We start from the raw sequence: 13,996 nt of genomic DNA, 5'->3' as shown, positions 1-13,996 counted from the left end.
GCCCTCGCGTTACTGAAGCAACGCGTCTTTCCCCTGACGAATATCGCGCGGCGACCAGCTAAATTCCCGGCGAAATAGCGTCGAAAAGTGGTTACTGTCGCCGAAACCGCAGCGATAAGCAATTTCTGTAACGCTTTCGTCGGTATGCCGTAAAAGGTGACGCGCTTTAATCAGGCGCAGACGGTTAAGGTAACGCTGCGGCGTGAGCCCGGTATGCTGCTTGAGCTGACGATGCAGCGTGCGCAGCGAGAGCGAAAAGTCGTCCGCCAGCGTTTCCCAGCAGACATCTTCAGCAAAATGATCTTCCAGCCAGGCCATGAGCTGGTTCAGCCGTGCGTCATTATTTTCCATCCCTTCCACCAGGCTGCTTCGGCGCAGCAGCACCAACAGCTGCATAAACAGCAGCTCGCGGGTGGCAATCGCGTGCGTCTCCTGCCCGTCCTCGCTCTGCTCCATCTTGCTCACCAGCTGACGCACCTGCTGTAACGTGGATTGATTCACCCGCCAGTGCGACGGGTAGTGGCCGTCCTTCTCCTGCGGCAACAGCTGATTCAACCCGGAGAGAAACTGGAACGCATCCGGGGAACGATAAAGAACGTTGGTCAGACACAGGTTGTCGGTATGTTCATACAGGTGCCTGTCGTGGTCGCGCACGAAGCACACCGTACCGCCGCTGATGGTATACGGCTGACCGTTGAACACGTGGATGCCCGTTCCGTGCTCAACAATCACAATCTCATGAAAATCATGATGATGCTCCGGGAACGCAGCCTGGGGAAGCCGTGGCTCAATCGCGACCGCAGAAGCTCCCGAAGGAAAAAAATCGACGCTGTGCAGTACGGTCATAACGGCCCCCACCAATGAGAAAAGTTCTCAAAATAGTAATTAAGGCCCTCCACGCTCACCTTAAATTTTTGACAGTAAACCGCGCAAAAGCTGCCGGTTTTTCAAGAAACAGGCGGAAAGATCGGGAAATGCGGTCAGCGTCACACTGCCTGCAAACCCCGTCATTACTGGAAACTGTGAACTCCCTCACGTTCACCTTTGCTTTCTTGCCAGCGCGAGATTTGGGCTGTCAGTGGCGAGAAGGTGGCTATTTCTTCCCTTTCTTACACTCATCGCTAATGACTTAAGAAAGGACCCGACCATGACTTTTCGCCATTGTGTGGCTGTCGATTTAGGCGCATCCAGCGGCCGTGTAATGCTCGCCACCTGGGACTGTGACCAGCACACCCTTACGCTTCGCGAAATGCACCGTTTCGCCAATTGTCTGCAAAAACAGGTCGGTTTTGTGACCTGGGATATTGATGCGCTGGAGGCGGAGATCCGCACCGGACTTCACAACGTCTGCGAAAACGGTATCCGCATCGACAGTATCGGCATTGATACCTGGGGCGTGGATTACGTGCTGCTGGACAGTCACGGCGAACGCGTTGGCCTGCCCGTCTCCTACCGAGACAGCCGCACCGATGGGCTGATGGCGCACGCCATCGCGCAGCTTGGCAAAGAGAATATCTATGGTCGCAGCGGCATTCAGTTTCTGCCGTTTAACACGCTGTACCAGCTGCGCGCGCTGGTGGAGCAACAGCCAGAGCTGGTTGAAAAGGTGGCGCATGCGCTGCTGATCCCGGATTACTTAAGCTATCGTCTGACCGGCAACATGAACTGGGAATACACCAACGCCACCACCACGCAGCTGGTCAATATCAACACCGATAACTGGGATGAACACCTGCTGGCATGGACGGGCGCCTCGCCGTCCTGGTTCGGCGCGCCAACCCATCCAGGCAATGTCATCGGCCAGTGGATTTGCCCGCAGGGGAATGAAATTCCCGTTGTCGCCGTCGCCAGTCACGACACCGCAAGCGCGGTCATTGCCTCGCCGCTCGCCAGCAAAGACGCGGCCTATCTCTCCTCCGGTACCTGGTCGCTGATGGGTTTTGAGAGCAAAACGCCTTACACCAGCGACGCCGCGCTGGCCGCCAATATCACCAACGAAGGCGGTGCCGAAGGACGCTACCGCGTGCTGAAGAACATCATGGGCCTGTGGCTGCTCCAGCGGGTGCTGAAAGAGCAGAACGTCACCGACCTGCCCACGCTTATCGCGGAAACCGAAAAGCTGAAGGCCTGCACCTTCCTGATTAACCCGAACGACGACCGCTTTATTAACCCGGTGCACATGAGCGCTGAGATCCAGGCCGCCTGTTTTGACGCGGGGCAGCCGGTACCTTCCCGCCCCGCCGAGCTTTCGCGCTGTATTTTTGACAGCCTCGCCCTGCTCTATGCCGACATCCTGAGCGAGCTGGCGAGCCTTCGCGGTAAACCGTTCAGCCAGCTGCACATCGTGGGCGGCGGCTGCCAGAACCAGCTGCTGAACCAGCTCTGCGCCGATGCCTGCGGCATTACCGTGGTGGCAGGTCCCGTAGAGGCTTCCACGCTCGGCAACATTGGCATTCAGTTGATGACGCTGGACGAACTATCAAACGTCGACGATTTCCGTTCGGTGGTGACGGCGAATAACAGCCTGACCACCTTCACCCCCAATCCCTGCCATGACATTGCCCGCTACCGGGCGCAGTTTCAGCAAAAACGACTGACTAAGGAGCTTTGCGCATGACCACTCAACTTGAACAAGCCTGGGACCTGGCTAAACAGCGTTTCGCCGCCGTCGGCGTGGATGTCGAAGAGGCGCTGCGCCAGCTCGACCGTCTGCCCGTCTCCATGCACTGCTGGCAGGGTGATGACGTCGCCGGTTTCGAGAATCCGGGCGGTTCCCTGACGGGTGGCATTCAGGCAACGGGTAACTACCCGGGCAAAGCGCGCAACGCCACCGAACTGCGTGCGGATCTGGAGCTGGCGCTGAGCCTCATCCCAGGTCCAAAACGCCTGAACCTGCACGCGATTTATCTCGAATCGGACTCGCCGGTCGCGCGTAACGAAATCAAACCGGAACACTTTAAGAACTGGGTGGAGTGGGCAAAGGCCAACCGGCTGGGACTGGATTTTAACCCGTCCTGCTTCTCGCACCCGCTGAGCGCGGACGGGTTTACCCTTGCACACGCCAACGACGAAATCCGACAGTTCTGGATCGACCACGTGAAGGCCAGCCGCCGCGTCTCGGCGTATTTCGGCGAACAGCTTGGCACGCCGTCGGTGATGAATATCTGGATCCCGGATGGCATGAAGGACATCACCGTTGACCGTCTGGCGCCACGCCAGCGCCTGCTGGCCGCGCTGGATGAAGCCATCAGCGAGAAGCTGGATCCGGCGCACCATATCGACGCGGTGGAGAGCAAGCTGTTCGGCATTGGCGCAGAGAGCTACACCGTGGGCTCAAACGAGTTCTACATGGGTTACGCCACCAGCCGCCAGACCGCGCTGTGCCTGGATGCTGGCCACTTCCACCCAACGGAAGTCATCTCCGACAAAATCTCCGCCGCCATGCTCTACGTGCCGCGCCTGCTGCTGCACGTCAGCCGTCCGGTGCGCTGGGACAGCGACCACGTGGTCCTGCTGGACGACGAAACCCAGGCGATTGCCAGCGAGATCGTCCGTCACGATCTGTTTGACCGCGTGCACATCGGCCTCGACTTCTTTGACGCCTCCATCAACCGCATCGCGGCGTGGGTAATCGGCACCCGCAACATGAAGAAAGCGCTGCTGCGCGCCCTGCTGGAGCCGACTGCTGCGCTGAAACAGCTTGAAGAAAACGGCGACTACACCGCGCGTCTGGCGCTCCTGGAGGAGCAAAAATCCCTGCCGTGGCAGGCGGTATGGGAGATGTACTGCCAGCGTCACGATGCGCCTGCGGGCAGCCAGTGGCTGGACAACGTGCGGGCGTATGAAAAAGACGTGCTCGCCGCTCGTCAGTAAAAAATATCGCCCGGCGGCGCGTTGCTTGCCGGGCCTACAGGTAAAAGCAGGCCGGGTAAGCGTAACGCCACCCGGCATTTTCAAAGGAAACACTGTATGCAGACCATCACCACCTCCTGGTTCGTCCAGGGCATGATCAAAGCCACCTCCGACGCCTGGCTGAAGGGCTGGGACGAGCGCAACGGCGGCAACCTCACGCTGCGCCTGGACGATGCGGACATCGAGCCGTACGCCGCCGATTTTCATCAGAAGCCGCGCTATATTGCCCTGAGCCAGCCGATGCCGCTGCTCGCCAACACGCCGTTTATCGTTACCGGTTCCGGGAAGTTCTTCCGTAACGTTCAACTGGACCCGGAAGCCAATCTCGGCGTCGTGAGGGTAGACAGCGACGGCGCGGGCTACCACATTCTGTGGGGACTAACGGACGACGCGGTGCCGACCTCTGAACTGCCGGCGCACTTCCTCTCCCACTGCGAGCGCATCAAGGCGACTGACGGCAAAGACCGCGTCATCATGCACTGCCACGCCACTAACCTGATCGCCCTGACCTACGTGCTGGAAAATAATTCTGATTTCTTTACCCGCAAGCTGTGGGAAGGCAGTACCGAATGCCTGGTGGTCTTCCCGGACGGCGTCGGCATTCTGCCGTGGATGGTGCCGGGTACCGATGAAATCGGTCAGGCGACCGCGACGGATATGCAAAAGCACGCCCTGGTGCTGTGGCCGTTTCACGGCGTCTTCGGCAGCGGTCCGACTCTGGATGAAACCTTTGGCCTGATCGACACCGCCGAGAAATCCGCGGAGGTGCTGGTGAAGGTCTATTCCATGGGCGGCATGAAGCAGACCATCACCCGGGAAGAGCTGATCGCCCTGGGCAAACGTTTTGGCGTTACCCCGATGCAGTCGGCCCTGGATTTATACGCGTAACGCCACAGGCGATAGTTAAGGAGAATTATCATGAGCTTTATGTTGGCACTTCCCAAAATTAGCCTGCATGGCGCGGGTGCAATCGGCGATATGGTCAACCTGGTAGCGACCAGGCAGTGGGGCAAAGCGCTGGTTGTCACCGACGGCCAACTGGTGAAACTGGGCCTGCTCGACAGCCTGTTTACCGCGCTGGACGCCCATCAAATGTCATATCACCTGTTCGATGAGGTGTTTCCGAACCCGACGGAAGCGCTGGTGCAAAAAGGATTTGCGGCTTACCGGGACGCGGAGTGTGATTACGTGATTGCCTTTGGCGGCGGCAGCCCGATTGATACCGCCAAGGCGATTAAAATCCTCACCGCTAATCCTGGCCCGTCTACCGATTACTCCGGCGTCGGCAAGGTGAAAAACGCGGGCGTGCCGCTGGTGGCCATCAACACTACCGCAGGCACCGCGGCAGAGATGACCAGCAACGCAGTGATCATCGACTCCGCTCGTCAGGTGAAAGAGGTGATTATCGACCCGAACATCATCCCGGATATTGCCGTGGACGATGCCAGCGTGATGCTTGATATTCCGGCCCCGGTGACCGCCGCGACCGGTATGGATGCGTTAACGCACGCCATTGAAGCCTACGTGTCCGTTGGCGCGCACCCGCTGACCGATGCCAACGCGCTGGAAGCGATTCGCCTGATTAACCTCTGGCTGCCGAAAGCGGTCGACGACGGTCATAACCTGGAAGCGCGCGAGCAGATGGCGTTTGGTCAGTACCTGGCGGGTATGGCGTTTAACAGCGCCGGGCTGGGGCTGGTACATGCTCTGGCGCACCAGCCGGGCGCAACGCACAACCTGCCGCATGGCGTGTGCAACGCCATCCTGCTGCCGATCATCGAAAACTTTAACCGCCCGAACGCGGTCGCGCGTTTTGCCCGCGTGGCGCAGGCAATGGGCGTCGATACCCGCGGGATGAGCGATGAAGCCGCAAGCATGTCCGCCATTCAGGCGATTCGCGACCTGAGCGCCCGCGTCGGCATTCCGTCAGGCTTCAGCCAGCTCGGCGTCACCAAAGCCGATATCGAAGGCTGGCTGGATAAAGCCCTCGCCGATCCGTGTGCGCCGTGCAACCCCCGCACCGCCAGCCGCGACGAGGTCCGCGAGCTGTACCTGGAGGCATTATGATCCGCAAAGCGTTTGTGATGCAGATAAACCCGGACGCGCACGAGGAGTACGCGCGTCGCCACAATCCGATTTGGCCCGAGCTTGCAGCGGTGTTGAAAGACCACGGCGCACACCACTACGCCATTTATCTCGACAGAGAACGCAACCTGCTGTTTGCGACGGTGGAGATTGAGTCGGAGGAGCGCTGGAACGCGGTGGCGAATACCGACGTGTGCCAGCGCTGGTGGAAATATATGGCTGACGTCATGCCGTCGAACCCAGATAACAGCCCGGTGAGTTCGGAACTGAAAGAGGTGTTTTACTTAGCGTAACGGCAAAGCAGGTGATGCAACGCACGCGTCACCTGCTTTTAGCGCAAGGTTCTCAATCCATAAACTACCGTATCATGCTCCCAGATGATGGTTTCGTTCCTCTCTTTCGCATCGTGACAGTACTGTTCAATAACGGCAATCTGCTCGGGCGATAACGCACAAAACGGTTTCGTATAACGATAGATATTGAGCTCGTCTAGTGAGCAAACGCGTCTGGCATTCTCAAACAGCCCTACCTTTTTCATCACCTTAAGCAGATTAATATCAAGAGCTTCGATGATAAGTTCAATTTTGTTTATCTTGACTCTTATCGTATCAATCGCCGTTCTTGCGTCATTCACGTTTGGCGCTTTAACCCAGATAGGTTCGTGATGGGAAATACGGTTGCGATACTCTCTCAGTTCAAAGATGAGATCGATCAGCGTTTTTCTGACTTTTTGCGGGTTCGTGTTGATTCTGGCGTAATTTTTAAAGACTTTACTCAATGATTTTGGCCATAAATACCCGTGGTTATCTCGCGGCGCGGGAGCGTTAAACTCATTATTCAAAACATAATGCCAGGTACTAAAATCCGTTGAGGCAATAATACGATCGTGACTCCATTCCGGGACCGGTTGCACCTGAGCATAAGCTCCTCGCCTGCGTCTCATCTCTTTTTTGCGCCATTCCCGGGTAAGGCACTCTTGAGCCTTTTCGATGTTTTTATAGAAATGACACTCATCCCGGTCTTTTGTGCAGTGAATCGTTTCCCACCACATATCGCCAAATCTCACCCTGGCTTCTCTGTCGACGGCGTTTCTTAAAGAGATCTCAAGGTTTTGGAGGAGAGGATAAATGGACGCTGCTGCATGCTGAGACCAGATGTATATGCCGTATAATTCGCATTCATTATTCGGACGAAACGTTGTGCGATATCCGTCCAGACGTATTGATGAGATCAATGAAATAATCGGTTTATAATTAGTAGCTTGCGGCATTTATTCGTGCTCCCAGAACGATGTGCCGAAGCATACCATAGACCTGTAGATACAGTTGACGGTGGATCCTTCAACCGTTAGAATTTGGTCCTGAAAGCCTGTACTGTCTACTTCCCCTTTTTATAGGTTCTGGTTGCGTACACCATAGGCAAAGCGATTTATGAAACCCACCTCTGGTGGGTTTCGTCGTTTTACAGCGCCTATGCCTGGTTCGCCTCCACCGTGTTACTTCGTGCAGCAATCTCCCGCCTGCTGCTCAGCGTAAACGCCGATACCACCGTAATCGCCAGCACGAAACAGCCCAGCATCAGATACGTCTCCTGAAAGCCGATCCGGTCATACATATTTCCGGCAAAGGCGGAGAGGAAAATCGCTGCCGACTGTTTGGCAAACTGAAAACCAATCAGATAGATGGTGGCCGACAGGCGCGTATCAAACACTCCGGTAATGTATTTGAATGCCCCCACCAGCAGGAACGGGACCTCCAGCGCGTGCAGCATCTTCAGGGCGATCACCTCCACGGCGGTGGTGGCAAACGACGAGCCGATAATGCGCGTCGCCATAATCACCCCGGCGATCAGCAACGTGTTCTTCGCGCCGATGCGGTTAATGATCCACGGCGAGCAGAACATGATGATGGCGTTACAAATCTCCCCCGCCGTGGTGGCAAAACCAAAGGCACGGGTCCCTTCCTGCGGCGTGGCGAAGAAGGTTTTAAAGAAGGTGGCAAACTGCTGGTCGAAAACGTCATACACGCAGGCCACGCCAATCACGTACAGGATGAACATCCACATTCTGCGCTGGCGGAACAGGTTGAACACGGTTTTAGCGGTGATCTGCGGCTGGTTCGCGCCCAGGGCGTTCATCACCTGCGCCGTCTGGTTGGGCTTCGGTTTCGCGACCACCAGCAACAGCATCAGCAAAAGTGCCGCCGCCGATCCCATCCAGAAAACATACGACGGATCGATGCCGAACAGGATGCCGCCCGTTGAGGCGCACAGCCCCCAGCCGAGGCAGCCAAACATGCGCGCCTTACCATATTCAAAGAGGCTGTTGCGGCTCACGCGTTCAATGTAGGCCTCAATGGCCCCGGATCCGGCTGAAAAAACAAAGCCGATATACAGCCCGCCGCTCAGCGCGCCCAGCCAGATATTGGTTTTCAACAGTGGCGCGAAGACGTACAGGAAAAACGGCGCGAACAGAAACAGCAGCACCGAGATGATCCACAGCAGGTGTTTTTTCAGCCCCAGCTTGTCCGAAATGACACCCAGCACCGGCTGGAAGGCAATGGCCGACAGCGAGATGCAGGAGAAGACAATCCCGGTATGGGTTTTGTTCAGACCGATGATGTCCGACAGCCAGATTGGCAGGAACGGAAAGCAGGTGGCCATGATGAAGAAGTAGAGAAAGAAGAACAGCCCGAAGATCCAGAAATTGGGGTTGTCTTTGTGGGTACAGGTTGTTGTGTTCATTATTTTTATCCTCAACGGAGGGCCGGTTGCCCGGCCCGTCACCTTTACACGCGTTCTACGCCAATCAGAATGGCGGTTTCCGGATCCAGAATCGGCAGCGCAATACCCGCCCGCATCAGCCATTCGCCGCTTGCCGTTTGAGGGGCTTCCATCCACGCCGGCAGCTTGCGCATGGTGTGTCCGCCCTCGCCCGTGATCTGAATGTTCGGGTGATCCTGCAGCGTGATGCGGTACTGTGCGCTGGCGTCTAGCCCCGGCATGCGCAGCGGCATCATCAGGGTGTAATCCGGCATCGCGAGCTGGCTGACCATAAACAGCCCCTGCGCTTTGTCTTCACTCACTATACCCTGCGCCAGCGTGGTGGCATCCGGCATGTCCACGCGCCACTGGGTACCGTGATGAATCACCTCGCGCCACCGCTTATACAGCGCGGCGTAATGGCGATAGCCCTCACGCTCCTGCGCATCGACGGTGAGCGGATCCAGCTCCAGCCCCATATGCCCAAACAGCGCCGTCAGCCCACGGAAAGCGATGCTGTGCTGGCGGAAGGTGGCGTGACATTTATGATGACCGATATGCGCCCCCATCACCTCCGGCGGGAAGAAGTAGCTCATGCCGCGCTGGATCGTGTTGCGCTCCAGCGCGTCGTTGTTATCGGACGCCCAGAAGCGGTGGCTGCGGGTCAGCACTTCATAATCGATTCGCCCGCCTCCGGAGGAACAGGATTCAAACTCAATGTGCGGGAAGCGCTCGCCCAGCACATCCAGCAGGTGGTAAAACTGGCGGGTCTGCGCGTCGGCGGCGGCTTTACCGTTGTGCCCGGGCTGCACCAGCTCGCGGTTCATGTCCCATTTCACATAGTCAACCGCATGCTCGCCCAGCAGCCAGCTCATGCGCTCCACGAGATAATCAAAGGCCTGCGGGATGTTGAGATTGAGCACCAGCTGGTGCCGCCCGGTCGCCTGCGTGTAGCCCGGCAGCGCCAGCACCCAGTCAGGATGCGCGCGATACAGATCGGAATCCGGGTTAATCATCTCCGGCTCGATCCAGATGCCAAACTCCATGCCGAGCCGTTTAACGTGACTGATTACCGGCGTCAGGCCGTTCGGGTATTTTTTCTCATCCAGGTACCAGTCGCCCAGCGCGGCATGGTCGTCGTTGCGGCCTTTGAACCAGCCGTCGTCAATGATAAAGCGCTCCACGCCCAGCGCGGCGGCCTCGTCGGCCATGCGCATGATGTACTCCGGATCGTGGCTGAAGTAGATCCCCTCCCAGGTATTGAGGTGTACCGGGCGCGGTTTGTTTTCCGGGAAGCGGATGATGCTGTCGCGCAGATAGCGGTGGAACTGCTGGCTCATGCCGTTCAGCCCGTGCGGGGAATAACTGGCATACAGGCGCGGCGTCCAGAGCGTTTCGCCCTCTTCAATCGCCATTTCACCCGGCAGGTAGAGCGCTTCGGCCTGTATATAACGGCGACCATCGGTTTTCGCTTCGGCGCGCAGGCGGTGGTTGCCGCTCCAGCCCAGATGCACGCCCCAGACGTCGCCCTGCATTTCGCTGAACGATGGCGTACCGGCGATCAGCGCCGGGAAATGTTCGTGGGACGTTTTACCCCGACGGTTTTCAATGATAAAGCTGTCGTGTTCAAGCGTGACGCGGTGCGGCTGAAATTCTCTGATCCAGCGTCCGTGAAAGGCCATTACCTCCCGCGCGCGCTCGGCCACCGGCAGCGTGACGGCGAATCGGTCCACCTGCCACGCCAGCGCTTTCAGGTTGGTTAACCCATGGCGCACCACCAGCACGCCGCTAGCCTCCAGCGTCAGCTCGCTGGTCAGACGCAGCCCCGCGCATTCATCTTCGGCGGTTATCGTCAGGGTGTTTACGTCCTGCTGCACCTGCGTGGTTTTAAACACCGGGGAACCGTCCAGCCCCTGGCGATGCCCCTCAATACCGGGCGAGCCAAACAGCCCGTGCCCCAGCTCGGCCATCAGCGTCACCGGGGAGTCCACATCCAGCCTGCCGTTTGCCACCGGCCGCGCCAGCGTAGCGACATTCTGCGGCGAAAAGTGCTGAAGGTGCGGCCCCCAGTAGAGAATTTCGGCGAACGGTTGGGTTTTTATCACCACGTCAACCGTGGTGCTTTCGAGTCGTAAAATGGCATCTTGCATCAGACATCTCCTGTCGTCGGGATGCCTTGAGTGTTGATCCGAAACGTTTCGGATACAAACCAAAACGTTTCGGATCTGTGATCGGGTTTGGAAATTTACGCGGTTTAGGCCGTCTGGCCCGGGAAGAATTCGGGCTGCCAGAGCACCTGGAGCCGTTCGACGTCGTCGCCGTTAATCAGCTGGCGCACCATATCGGCAATCTGTTTCCCGACGCCCTGACGAGTGGACTGGATCACTGCCGCCACGTCAGCATCAACGATGCTGTCCTGCGGAAGTCCGTCATAAACCACCAGCGCAACGGCGTTCTCGCCTGTCAGGCGGCCCAGTTCCGCCAGCGCCATCGCCGCGCCGTCGCCGTGGGTGTTGCAGTCGGTAATGATGGCCGTGGGGGGCTGCGGCAGGGAGAGAAGTTCTTTCGTGGTGGCATACCCCACGCGGCGCGAAGGGGGCATAGCGCGCAGCCATTCGCTGGAGAGCCCGGCTTCCCGCAGCGCGTCCAGGTAGCCCTGTCGCCGCTGGGTGATAAATGCCTGATTATTGCTTTCGCCCAGCAGGGCGATGCGCTGATGGCCTTTCTCAATCAGCCAGCGGGTGGCCTGGTACGTGCCAGCATAGTTGTCGAAGTCGAACCACGCGTACGGCTGCGGCAGCTGACTGCGGCCAAGCGCCAGAAAAGGGAATCCGACGGCCTGCAGCTGTTCAAGTCGCGGATCGTGATCCAGCGTGTGGGCCACAATCAGCGCATCCACGCGGCGGCTTTGCACCATGCGCATATAGCTGTGCTTATCCGCCAGATCATCGTCGGCGATGAGCAGCAGGTCGATCTCATGTCGCGCCAGTTCGTGGCTAATTTCGCCGACCATGTCCATAAAAACGCTGTTATTGAGCGGAACAGGATGCACGGGAAAAACGAGGCCGACGGCATCAATTTTGCCCATCTTCAGGCGGCGCGCAAACGTATTAGGTCGGTAACCACGGCGCTGGGCCTCCGCCTCCACGCGGGCGCGCGTCTCAGCAGAAACATCGTCATACCCGTTGAGGGCGCGGCTGACGGTAGTGACGGACAGCCCCAGTTCTTTAGCAATGGCTTTGAGCGACATGATTTTCCGTATCTTCGTTAATTTTGTTCCGCCACCAGAAGGGCGTGGGTGTCTGGCTCCAGCGCCTTAAAGATATGCGGCTGGTCGGCAGGGTAGCAAATGTAATCGCCCGGGCCGAGTTCTTCCGCCGCGTCGATCAGGCCGACCATCGCCCGCCCCTGGGTCACGATAATATGCTCAACCGACCCCGGCGGATGCGGCTGGGAAATACGGTCTGCGCCCGGCTGCGTCAGCAGCAGATAGATATCACGACGCGCGCCCGGCGGACACGCCGCCAGCAAAATCGCCTCGTAGTTTGCCTGCCCGGCAACCACCTTGGTGCCCTCGCCGCGGCGGATCACCTGCGTGACGGGCTGCTGCGGCTCCAGTAACCGGGCAAACGGGATATCCAGCGCCACGCAAAGCGACCAGAGCGTTTCCAGGCTAGGATTGCCGTTGCCAGACTCCAGCTGAGAAAGCGTAGATTTGGCGATCCCGGCACGGCGGGCAATTTCCGCCAGTGACAGCCCGGTTCGCAGGCGTTCCCGCACCAGACTTTTGGCGATCACGCTGATTGGCTGCGTCATAAAAACGGCCTCTGTCTCTCTATAACGAACGATTCGTTCATCTTGTAAAACGATTTTGATGCGTTCATTATAATGGAAATACGTTCGATATGGCTAAAATGATATGAAGAATCCCCTCTCTTGCCTGAAAGGCGACACGATAAAAGCGATAATTTTGGTCTGCCTCGCGGTAGGCGTGGTCGGCATGTCTTACGGCTCCCTGGCGATGGCCTACGGTTTTCCGCTGTGGGTGCCGTTTGTGCTTTCCCTCACGGTGCTGGCGGGCGCATCCGAGTTTATGTTTATCGGCATTGTGGCAAGCGGAGGTAACCCGCTGGCGGCAGCGGCCGCCGGTTTGCTGGTCAACGCGCGCCATGTGCCGTTTGGCGTGACGGTGCGTGAACTGGTGGGCAAACGGGGTTTGAGCTATCTCGGCTGTCACATCATGAACGATGAAAGCGTGGTGTTTGGCCTGTCGCAAAAAACGCCCGAGCAGCGTAAAGCGGCCTACTGGCTGTGCGGTTTAGGCGTGGCGATTATCTGGCCGGTGGGGGCGCTGCTGGGTGCCATGGTCGGTAAACTGCTGCCGGACCCGGAGACCATCGGGCTGGACGCGGTGTTTCCGGCGATCCTGCTGGCGTTAGTGGTTCCCGCGTTTAAAAACCGTACCACGCTGATCCGCGCCTGCAGCGGTGCCGCGCTATCACTGGCTGCCGTGCCGTTTGCCCCGGTGGGTTTACCGGTTCTGCTTTCGTTACTCGGTCTCGCTGCGAGGAAAAAATAATGGGAAATATGACGTTTTTTATTCTCGGCATCGCCATTCTTTCTGCCGGAACCTACCTGATGCGTCTCGGCGGGGCAAAGCTGGGCAACCGGCTGGCGCTTTCTGAACGATCGCAGGCGCTGCTTTCCGATGCGGCTACCGTTTTGCTGTTCTCCGTCGCGCTGGCGACCACGTTTTATGAAGGGGAACATTTTGCGGGCATGGCGCGCGTGCTGGGCGTGGGGTTCGCGGTGTTCCTGGCATGGCGAAAAATGCCGTTAATTGTGGTGATCGTCGCGGCGGCGGTGGTGACGGCGCTGCTGCGTCTGGCGGGTATAAACTAAAAAAGCGCCCCAGGGGCGCTCTTTCGACGGTATGGCGAAATTATTTGTTCAGTTCAGCGGTCATGTGTACGCGGTTACCGGTGAACGCCTGGGTAATTTTGTAGGATGACGCGCCCGCTTCCTGAGCCTGAGCCGCGATTTTCGCTTCTGCGCTATCAATGGTGGAAGCAGAGGCGGTCACTGTCTGTGCAGCGAAAGAACCGAAAGAAGTAGCCAGAGCGATTACAGCGACAAAAGTTTTGATGCTTTTCATGATATAAACCCTTTCATTAAGTTGTTTAGGTAAGGCACCGTGCCTTGATGAGATAAATACTAGCCCTCATCCTGAACAACTAAA

Annotated in this window: 14 protein-coding genes; 7 read left to right on the top strand and 7 right to left on the bottom strand. The window is 57.9% G+C overall.

The annotated features are described in order from the left end of the window. Window positions 1–9: 9 nt before the first annotated feature. Complete coding sequence (rhaS, locus tag IM313_RS14820) at window positions 10–846, bottom strand: HTH-type transcriptional activator RhaS (protein WP_192972067.1); 837 nt, start codon at window positions 844–846, stop codon at window positions 10–12. A 301-nt stretch (window positions 847–1,147) separates the two neighbouring features. On the opposite strand from rhaS, the gene rhaB reads away from it, so the two are divergent. From rhaB to rhaM, 5 genes are all read left to right on the top strand, one after another. Next, on the top strand, window positions 1,148–2,617 hold the full coding sequence (gene rhaB, locus IM313_RS14815; RefSeq protein WP_192972066.1) for a rhamnulokinase: 1,470 nt from the start codon (window positions 1,148–1,150) through the stop codon (window positions 2,615–2,617). Then, window positions 2,614–3,873, top strand: coding sequence for an L-rhamnose isomerase (gene rhaA / locus IM313_RS14810; protein ID WP_049000051.1), 1,260 nt, complete (start codon window positions 2,614–2,616; stop codon window positions 3,871–3,873). Before rhaB ends, rhaA begins: the two co-directional genes overlap by 4 nt. Window positions 3,874–3,969: 96 nt before the next feature. Then, window positions 3,970–4,800: a rhamnulose-1-phosphate aldolase gene (gene rhaD, locus IM313_RS14805; RefSeq protein WP_045260243.1), complete on the top strand. Its 831-nt coding sequence runs from the start codon at window positions 3,970–3,972 to the stop codon at window positions 4,798–4,800. 30 nt (window positions 4,801–4,830) lie between these two features. Continuing rightward, a complete protein-coding gene (gene fucO / locus IM313_RS14800) occupies window positions 4,831–5,979 on the top strand; it encodes a lactaldehyde reductase (RefSeq protein ID WP_192972065.1) in 1,149 nt (382 codons plus the stop codon). Continuing rightward, a complete protein-coding gene (gene rhaM, locus IM313_RS14795) occupies window positions 5,976–6,290 on the top strand; it encodes an L-rhamnose mutarotase (RefSeq protein WP_049000048.1) in 315 nt (104 codons plus the stop codon). The genes fucO and rhaM overlap by 4 nt, the downstream gene beginning before the upstream one ends. A gap of 38 nt (window positions 6,291–6,328) precedes the next feature. On the opposite strand, the gene IM313_RS14790 is transcribed toward rhaM, so the two are convergent. The 5 genes from IM313_RS14790 to IM313_RS14770 all read right to left on the bottom strand — a co-directional run bounded on the left by IM313_RS14790 (window position 6,329) and on the right by IM313_RS14770 (window position 12,573). Then, window positions 6,329–7,267, bottom strand: coding sequence for an Abi family protein (locus IM313_RS14790; protein ID WP_053087961.1), 939 nt, complete (start codon window positions 7,265–7,267; stop codon window positions 6,329–6,331). Between the two features lie 200 nt (window positions 7,268–7,467). Further along, window positions 7,468–8,739 carry an MFS transporter gene (locus IM313_RS14785; RefSeq protein ID WP_192972064.1) on the bottom strand — a complete coding sequence of 424 codons (1,272 nt, stop codon included), beginning with the start codon at window positions 8,737–8,739 and terminating at the stop codon, window positions 7,468–7,470. A gap of 44 nt (window positions 8,740–8,783) precedes the next feature. Further along, the gene (locus IM313_RS14780; protein WP_049000044.1) at window positions 8,784–10,907 is read right to left on the bottom strand and encodes an alpha-galactosidase; all 2,124 of its coding nucleotides are present in this window, start codon (window positions 10,905–10,907) and stop codon (window positions 8,784–8,786) included. Window positions 10,908–11,011: 104 nt separating this feature from the next. Beyond that, entirely contained in the window at window positions 11,012–12,007 is a 996-nt protein-coding gene (locus tag IM313_RS14775; protein ID WP_028014866.1) for a LacI family DNA-binding transcriptional regulator, read from the bottom strand. Window positions 12,008–12,024: 17 nt separating this feature from the next. After that, window positions 12,025–12,573, bottom strand: coding sequence for a helix-turn-helix domain-containing protein (locus tag IM313_RS14770; protein ID WP_003861973.1), 549 nt, complete (start codon window positions 12,571–12,573; stop codon window positions 12,025–12,027). A 103-nt stretch (window positions 12,574–12,676) separates the two neighbouring features. On the opposite strand from IM313_RS14770, the gene IM313_RS14765 reads away from it, so the two are divergent. Together IM313_RS14765 and IM313_RS14760 are read left to right on the top strand one after the other, a co-directional pair. After that, a complete protein-coding gene (locus tag IM313_RS14765; RefSeq protein ID WP_028014867.1) occupies window positions 12,677–13,336 on the top strand; it encodes an AzlC family ABC transporter permease in 660 nt (219 codons plus the stop codon). Next, entirely contained in the window at window positions 13,336–13,659 is a 324-nt protein-coding gene (locus IM313_RS14760; protein ID WP_028014868.1) for an AzlD domain-containing protein, read from the top strand. The genes IM313_RS14765 and IM313_RS14760 overlap by 1 nt, the downstream gene beginning before the upstream one ends. Window positions 13,660–13,699: 40 nt before the next feature. Here the strand turns inward: IM313_RS14760 and IM313_RS14755 are convergent, their stop codons facing one another. Further along, a complete protein-coding gene (locus IM313_RS14755; RefSeq protein ID WP_028014869.1) occupies window positions 13,700–13,912 on the bottom strand; it encodes a DUF1471 domain-containing protein in 213 nt (70 codons plus the stop codon). Window positions 13,913–13,996 lie beyond the last annotated feature (84 nt).

Source organism: Enterobacter cloacae complex sp. P2B (assembly GCF_014895985.1).
In the GTDB taxonomy this organism is placed as follows: Bacteria; Pseudomonadota; Gammaproteobacteria; order Enterobacterales; family Enterobacteriaceae; genus Enterobacter; species Enterobacter bugandensis.
This window is presented reverse-complemented; position numbering and strand designations above follow the sequence as displayed.